Origin of the sequence: Pseudoalteromonas sp. Z1A6 (assembly GCF_011378745.1) — a bacterium.
In the GTDB taxonomy this organism is placed as follows: Bacteria; Pseudomonadota; Gammaproteobacteria; order Enterobacterales; family Alteromonadaceae; genus Pseudoalteromonas; species Pseudoalteromonas arctica.
Map to the genome: position 1 here is coordinate 1 of NZ_WTKW01000239.1, position 6,595 is coordinate 6,595.

Annotated in this window: 8 protein-coding genes; 2 read left to right on the top strand and 6 right to left on the bottom strand. The window is 40.5% G+C overall.

The features are described 5' to 3' along the window. Positions 1-16: 16 nt before the first annotated feature. From hemW to GQR46_RS14230, 6 genes are read right to left on the bottom strand one after another with little or no spacing between them, the layout of a single operon-like run. Positions 17-1,153, bottom strand: coding sequence for a radical SAM family heme chaperone HemW (gene hemW, locus GQR46_RS14205; RefSeq protein ID WP_024590676.1), 1,137 nt, complete (start codon positions 1,151-1,153; stop codon positions 17-19). Then, a complete protein-coding gene (locus GQR46_RS14210) occupies positions 1,150-1,749 on the bottom strand; it encodes an XTP/dITP diphosphatase (protein ID WP_007585416.1) in 600 nt (199 codons plus the stop codon). Before GQR46_RS14210 ends, hemW begins: the two co-directional genes overlap by 4 nt. A gap of 4 nt (positions 1,750-1,753) precedes the next feature. Then, complete coding sequence (locus GQR46_RS14215; protein ID WP_165727190.1) at positions 1,754-2,197, bottom strand: DUF4426 domain-containing protein; 444 nt, start codon at positions 2,195-2,197, stop codon at positions 1,754-1,756. Between the two features lie 60 nt (positions 2,198-2,257). Beyond that, the gene (locus GQR46_RS14220) at positions 2,258-2,791 is read right to left on the bottom strand and encodes a YggT family protein (RefSeq protein WP_007585413.1); all 534 of its coding nucleotides are present in this window, start codon (positions 2,789-2,791) and stop codon (positions 2,258-2,260) included. A 27-nt stretch (positions 2,792-2,818) separates the two neighbouring features. Beyond that, positions 2,819-3,640, bottom strand: coding sequence for a pyrroline-5-carboxylate reductase (proC, locus tag GQR46_RS14225; protein ID WP_007585412.1), 822 nt, complete (start codon positions 3,638-3,640; stop codon positions 2,819-2,821). Positions 3,641-3,657: 17 nt separating this feature from the next. After that, positions 3,658-4,371 (bottom strand): YggS family pyridoxal phosphate-dependent enzyme, encoded by a 714-nt coding sequence (locus GQR46_RS14230; RefSeq protein ID WP_165741288.1) that lies wholly within the window; start codon positions 4,369-4,371, stop codon positions 3,658-3,660. A gap of 2 nt (positions 4,372-4,373) precedes the next feature. On the opposite strand from GQR46_RS14230, the gene GQR46_RS14235 reads away from it, so the two are divergent. Beyond that, positions 4,374-5,414, top strand: coding sequence for a type IV pilus twitching motility protein PilT (locus GQR46_RS14235; RefSeq protein WP_007585408.1), 1,041 nt, complete (start codon positions 4,374-4,376; stop codon positions 5,412-5,414). 9 nt (positions 5,415-5,423) lie between these two features. Next, on the top strand, positions 5,424-6,560 hold the full coding sequence (locus tag GQR46_RS14240) for a PilT/PilU family type 4a pilus ATPase (RefSeq protein WP_165741289.1): 1,137 nt from the start codon (positions 5,424-5,426) through the stop codon (positions 6,558-6,560). The last annotated feature ends 35 nt before the right edge of the window (positions 6,561-6,595 follow it).

A 6,595-nucleotide genomic window follows, 5' to 3' on the forward strand; every position in this document is an offset into this window, starting at 1 on the left:
TGTGTAGCGCTGGGCGCTACACAAATAATTCTAGCAGGTCATTTAAAAAGCGATGACCTTTTAAGCTTACCTGCCAATGGCTGTCTGTTTGAGTCAATAAACCTTTATTAATTGCTTGGTTTAATGCGCTTTGCTGACTTTGCAGTGGCAGTGTTGTTAGTTTATTAAAATCATTAATTGGGCAAGGCTCAACAAGGCGAAAGCGATTCATAAAAAATTCAAACGCTAAATCGTCTTGCTCTACATGCCAGCTTTTGTACATATACGGTTTGATTAAATCCATATAGCCGCGTGGGTGTTTAACCTTTTCAGTACGCGTAATAAGCCCTGTATTTGCATCAGTAACCTTACCATGCGCGCCGCAGCCAATACCGAGATAATCGCCAAAACGCCAATAATTCAAGTTATGTTGGCACTGATAGCCCGGTTTTGCATAGCCTGATATTTCGTATTGTATGTAACCTGCTTGCGCGAGTAACTCGACCCCTTGTTCTTGTATGTCCCACAGTGTTTCATCTTGTGGCAAGGTAGGTGGTTTTGAAGCAAATTGAGTATTGGGTTCAATAGTTAGTTGATACCACGATATATGAGGAGGATCGAGCGCTATTATTTGCTTTAAATCGCTCAGTGCATCGTCAAGTGTTTGCCCTGGTAAGCCGTGCATTAAATCAAGGTTAAAGCTATTTAAACCGGCTTCTTTAGCTTGCTGCGCAGCATAATTAGCCTCGTCACTGCCATGAATCCGCCCCAGTGCTTTTAGCTTGTCGTTTTGCATGCTTTGCACACCGATAGAAATACGGTTAATGCCTGCTTTTACGTAATCTTTAAAGCGACCTGTTTCTACTGTGCCTGGGTTGGCTTCAAGGGTAATTTCGCAGTGTTCTTCAAGACCAATTAGGTTGTCGACTTCATTTAATAAACGAGTATAAGCCGCACCAGTTAATAAGCTCGGAGTACCGCCACCAATAAAGATACTGTGAATTTTACGTCCTTGCACTAAGTGCAAATCTGCTTTTAAATCATCAATTAAATGCTGAACATATTCAGCTTCAGGTATTTCACCTTTTTGCCCGTGGCTATTAAAATCGCAGTACGGGCATTTTTGCACGCACCAAGGTACGTGCACATATAAGCTCAGTGGTGGAAGGTTCACAGGCCGCCTTTTTGCTGTAGCTCTAGCAATAGTTTTTGTAGTGCTTGGCCGCGATGACTCACTGCATTTTTTTGCTCTTTTGTAAGCTCAGCACTGGTACAATTTTTCTCTGGTACAAAAAATACAGGGTCGTAACCAAAGCCACCGTTGCCATTTTGAGTGAGCGTAATTTCGCCTTCCCAGCTTGCACTGCAAATAAGGGGGGTAGGGTCATCTGCGTGGCGCATTAATACCAGTACACACCAAAAACGAGCACTACGGATAGGGTTATTACCCAAGTCTACGAGTAACTTATCAATGTTATCTTGATCGCTGGCACCTGGGCCTGCAAAACGGGCAGAGTAAACACCGGGTGCGCCATTTAGGCCATCAACTTCTAAACCTGAGTCATCGGCAATAGCAGGCATGCCAGTAATTTTAGCGGCATGACGCGCTTTAATAATGGCATTTTCAACAAAGGTAGTGCCGGTTTCGGCAACTTCACCTACGTTAAAATCGCTCTGTGGAACTACATTAATATTCAGAGGGCTTAGCATGTTAGCTAGCTCATTTACTTTGCCAGGGTTACCTGTAGCAAGTACTAAAGTTTTGGTCATGTTATTAATCTACGTAAAATTTTTGCTGAAACTGTAATTTTTGAAATTGATTACTTTGTTGTATTTCAATCTCAAAGCGTAAAATCTCTTCGTTGGTATAATCAACTTGGGCAAGGTAATAAATTGAATCACCTTCTTTTACTTCTTTAAAAGTAAGCGTTTGTTTGTTGCCAAGTAGGTTTTTAGCTGTGCCAGTCAGCTTTGCTGTTTGGGCTGTGTTTTCGGCATCATTTTTTAAAATAGAAATATTCACAATGCCTTTGTATCCGCTTCGCTCAAGGCCATACGCTTTTGCTATTTTTGGCTGAATAAAAGTAGAAGGAAAGGCGATGTAATGCACTTGCCAAGGGCCAAGCTCTTTATATTGTGCGCCTTGCATTTCTTCGCTTTGCGCGTTAAATACAAATGCTAAACAAGCAATAAAACAAAACTTAATTAAACGGTTCATTATGTATTCCTCAAAACATATAAAAAAGAGGCCTTTGGGCCTCTAATTAAAAAATCCATATTAGACTAAAAAATCCATAAGCAGCATTTGCAAAAACTGAATACCAATAATAAGTACTAAAACTGATAAATCTAAGCCACCCATTGATGGCAATATTTTACGAATTGGTTTTAGCATTGGTTCAGTAAGCTGATGGAAAACCGCTTCTATAGGGTTATAACCTTGGCTAACCCAGCTTAAAATAGCGCGAATAATAAGTACCCAAAAAACTAAGTTAAGGCCTTCTTTTAGTACCGTTATAAGTGCTTGTATAATTACAGGCTGTATTGCCCACGCATTATATATAACAAGCATTAAAGTACTAATTTTGGCTACAGCCACTATAAATGCCAGCAACAGAGATGCTAAATCAAGTCCGCCAAATCCCGGAATGATTTTACGCAGTGGTTTTACCGCAAACGAAGTGGCTTTAACCACAAACTGGCTCATTGGATTATAAAAGTCGGCTTTTGCCCACTGCAGCCAAAAGCGCAGTAATACCACCATTAAAAACAAATCAAACAGGGTACTGATTAAAAATTGCATGGCATTCATAGTGTAACCTTCAATAAAAAAGTGGTTTTAAAGTTCTTTTTCCATTTGCTCTGCACGCGCAATACACGCATCCATTGCATCGCCAACGGTTTTAGTTAAGCCTTCATCTTTTAAGTGCTCAACAGCTGCGTGAGTAGTACCGCCTTTAGATGTTACGTTTGAACGTAGTTGCGAAATAGTAATATCAGGCTGGCTAAGTGCCATTTCGGCGGCGCCAAGGGCTGTTTGCTGTACTAAACGACGAGCGTCTTCATCATTAAAGCCCAGCGCTTTAGCTTTTTCTTCTATGGCTTCCATAAATAAGAAAAAGTAAGCCGGCGATGAGCCAGTCACAGCAATAATATCGTTAATTTGTGATTCTTTTTCGACCCATACAACAATGCCCGTGCATTCAAAAACTTGTTGTACAAACTCGTGTTCGCTTTGTGTTTCGCCCGCGCCATATAAACCTGATACACCACGGCCTAATAAAGACGGTGTATTTGGCATACAACGTACCATTTTAACGTCTTGACCTAGCATTTCACGTAAACGTTTTACAGTTAAGCCAGCAGCAACAGAAATAAACAGTTTATCGCTAAAATCTACGCCCGACTCTTGAAACGATTTACATAAATCGCCCATCATTTGTGGTTTAACAGACAAAACAATTACATCAGCATCGCGCAGGGCTTCGTTATTGTCACTGGTGGTTTGCACCTTGAAATCAAAGGCTACCTTTTCAAGCTTTTCTTGGTTGCGGTTAGTCGCAATAATGTTACTTGCGTTAAAACCGTTTTTTACCATGCCACCAATAATGGCGTAGCTCATATTACCTGTGCCTATAAATGCGATTTTTTTATCTGACATAAATCTGTTATCACCTTTTAAGTTCGTGTTCCAAAAATGTCTGTGCCGATCCTTACCATGGTTGAGCCTGCACTAATGGCAGCTTCAACATCGTTACTCATACCCATCGACAAAGTATCTACTTGAGGATATTGGGTCTTTAGTTTATCAAAGCAAGTTTGTAATTGCTCAAAAGATTGAATTTGCGTATCCAGTTTGTCGCTTTTAGCGGGAATCGCCATTAAACCTCGAAGTGTTAAGTGCTCACATTGGTTAATAAAATCGGCAAGTTCATCTATTTCATCGCGGTGGCAACCCGACTTCGCTTCTTCATTACTTATATTTACTTGAATAAGTATATTAAGAGGCTGTTTATCGTCTGGGCGCTGGGAATCTAATCGTTTCGCTATTTTTATGCGATCAACACTTTGCACCCAATCAAAGTTGGCAGCCACTAAAGCACTTTTATTAGATTGAATAGGGCCAATGAAATGCCAAATGATGTCGCTATATGACTGTAGTTGAGCTATTTTATCTATAGCCTCTTGAACATAAGATTCACCAAATTCGCGCTGACCATGCTCATAAGCTGCAATAACATCTTCGCTTGGTTTAGTTTTAGACACTGCCAGTAGAGTGACTTCGTTAGTGTTTCGTTGTGCAATTTTTGCCGCGTCTGCAATTCTAGCGTAGGCGGATGTGAGTCGTTCTGCTATTGTAACCATATATTTATCAGTTAGTTGTGGAGTCATAAATGGATATTACCGAATTATTAGCGTTTAGTGTGCAACACAAAGCATCCGATTTACATTTATCGTCGGGTGTTTCACCTATGATACGCGTAGACGGTGATGTTCGCCGCATTAATATACCAGCCCTTGCAGACAAAGACGTAAACAGTCTGGTTTACGATATTATGAACGATAATCAACGCAAGGACTATGAACAAAATCTCGAAGTGGATTTTTCGTTTGAAGTGCCTAATTTAGCACGTTTTCGTGTGAATGCGTTTAACTCTAATCGCGGGCCTGCTGCGGTATTTCGTACCATACCAAGTGAAGTGTTAACGCTTGATGATTTAGGTGCGCCAGATATTTTTAAAACAATCTCCGATACCCCACGTGGACTCGTGTTAGTGACGGGCCCAACGGGCTCTGGTAAATCGACAACACTTGCCGCTATGGTCGATTATATAAATCAAAATAAACATCACCATATTCTAACAATAGAAGATCCAATCGAGTTTGTTCACGATAATAAATTAAGCCTTATTAATCAACGTGAGGTACATCGCGATACTCATAGCTTTTCAAACGCGCTACGTAGTGCATTGCGTGAAGATCCAGATGTAATATTGGTCGGTGAGTTACGTGATTTAGAAACAATTCGTCTTGCAATGACCGCTGCTGAAACGGGTCACTTAGTGTTTGGCACGTTGCATACAACATCTGCACCAAAAACCATTGACCGTATTATCGATGTATTCCCAGGTGAAGAAAAATCAATGGTACGTTCAATGTTATCTGAATCTTTGCGTGCTGTTATTTCGCAAACACTGCTTAAAAAGATTGGTGGCGGGCGAGTTGCAGCACACGAAATTATGATTGCAGTACCTGCTATTCGTAACTTAATTCGTGAAGACAAAATTGCACAAATGTACTCGTCTATTCAAACCGGTGCGTCTGTGGGCATGCAAACAATGGATCAATGTTTAACTAATTTAGTTAATCACGGCATTGTTACAAATGCGGCAGCGAAAGAAAAAGCACAAGACAAAACACAATTTGGCGGGTAAGAAACTATTATGACTTTATCTTTAAACGACTTTTTACTCATCATGATTGAGAAAAAAGGTTCTGACTTATTTGTATCGAGTCAGCTACCTGTAAGCGCAAAAATAAACGGTGAGCTAACAGCCCTAAGTGACGATAGGCTTACTGATGAGCAATCGCTTGAGTTAGTAGAATCTGCAATGAGCGAAAAGCAAAAAGCAGAGTTTCATACAACGAAAGAATGTAACTTTGCGATTGCCACCGACGAAGGGCGTTTTCGTATTTCTGCTTTTTGGCAACGCGATAAAGCAGGTATGGTTATTCGCCGCATTGTTACGCAAATACCTGATGTGAGTGAGCTAGGTCTTCCTTCTATTCTTACCGATGTAATTATGTCTAAGCGTGGCCTTGTTTTGTTCGTCGGTGGTACTGGCACGGGTAAATCAACCTCGCTAGCCGCACTTATTGGTTACCGTAACCGACATCAACGTGGTCATATACTGACTATTGAAGATCCGATTGAATTTGTTCATGAGCATCGCAAAAGTATTATTACTCAACGCGAAGTAGGGCTTGATACCGAAAGCTTTGAGTCAGCACTTAAAAGCTCATTACGCCAAGCTCCCGATGTAATTTTGATTGGTGAAATTCGCTCTCAAGAAACTATGGAATACGCACTAAGCTTTGCCGAAACTGGGCACCTGTGTGTTGCAACACTGCATGCTAATAATGCTAACCAAGCGATTGACCGTATTATGCATTTAGTTCCAAAAGAAAAACACGATAAGCTTAAGTACGATTTAGCACTTAACTTACGTGCAATTGTGGCCCAGCAATTAGTACCGACTGCTGATGGTGAAAGCCGTGTTGCAGCTATTGAAATATTGCTTAACTCACCAATGGTTGCTGAACTGATTAAAAACGGTGATATTGGTGGTATTAAAGAGGCAATGGCTAAATCGAAAGAAATGGGCATGCAAACCTTTGACCAAGCATTATTTGAGCTGTATAGACAGCAGCGAATTAATTACGCTGATGCACTGCATCATGCTGATTCGCCAAATGATTTACGTTTAATGATTAAACTGCGCAATAACGAGCAGCAAGGTGCGGGCTTTTTACAAGGCGTTACTATTGATGGCCTTGACGATAAAAATAGCGATCAATAATTTAAAAAGTAATAAATATAAATACTTAATATAAA

What these genes read in the sequence shown, in the direction of transcription:
- GQR46_RS14210 (WP_007585416.1), bottom strand. Translation starts at nt 1,749, where the DNA reads ATGACCAAAACTTTAGTACTTGCTACAGGTAACCCTGGCAAAGTAAAT.
- GQR46_RS14215 (WP_165727190.1), bottom strand. Translation starts at nt 2,197, where the DNA reads ATGAACCGTTTAATTAAGTTTTGTTTTATTGCTTGTTTAGCATTTGTA.
- GQR46_RS14220 (WP_007585413.1), bottom strand. Translation starts at nt 2,791, where the DNA reads ATGAATGCCATGCAATTTTTAATCAGTACCCTGTTTGATTTGTTTTTA.
- proC (WP_007585412.1), bottom strand. Translation starts at nt 3,640, where the DNA reads ATGTCAGATAAAAAAATCGCATTTATAGGCACAGGTAATATGAGCTAC.
- GQR46_RS14230 (WP_165741288.1), bottom strand. Translation starts at nt 4,371, where the DNA reads ATGACTCCACAACTAACTGATAAATATATGGTTACAATAGCAGAACGA.
- GQR46_RS14235 (WP_007585408.1), top strand. Translation starts at nt 4,374, where the DNA reads ATGGATATTACCGAATTATTAGCGTTTAGTGTGCAACACAAAGCATCC.
- GQR46_RS14240 (WP_165741289.1), top strand. Translation starts at nt 5,424, where the DNA reads ATGACTTTATCTTTAAACGACTTTTTACTCATCATGATTGAGAAAAAA.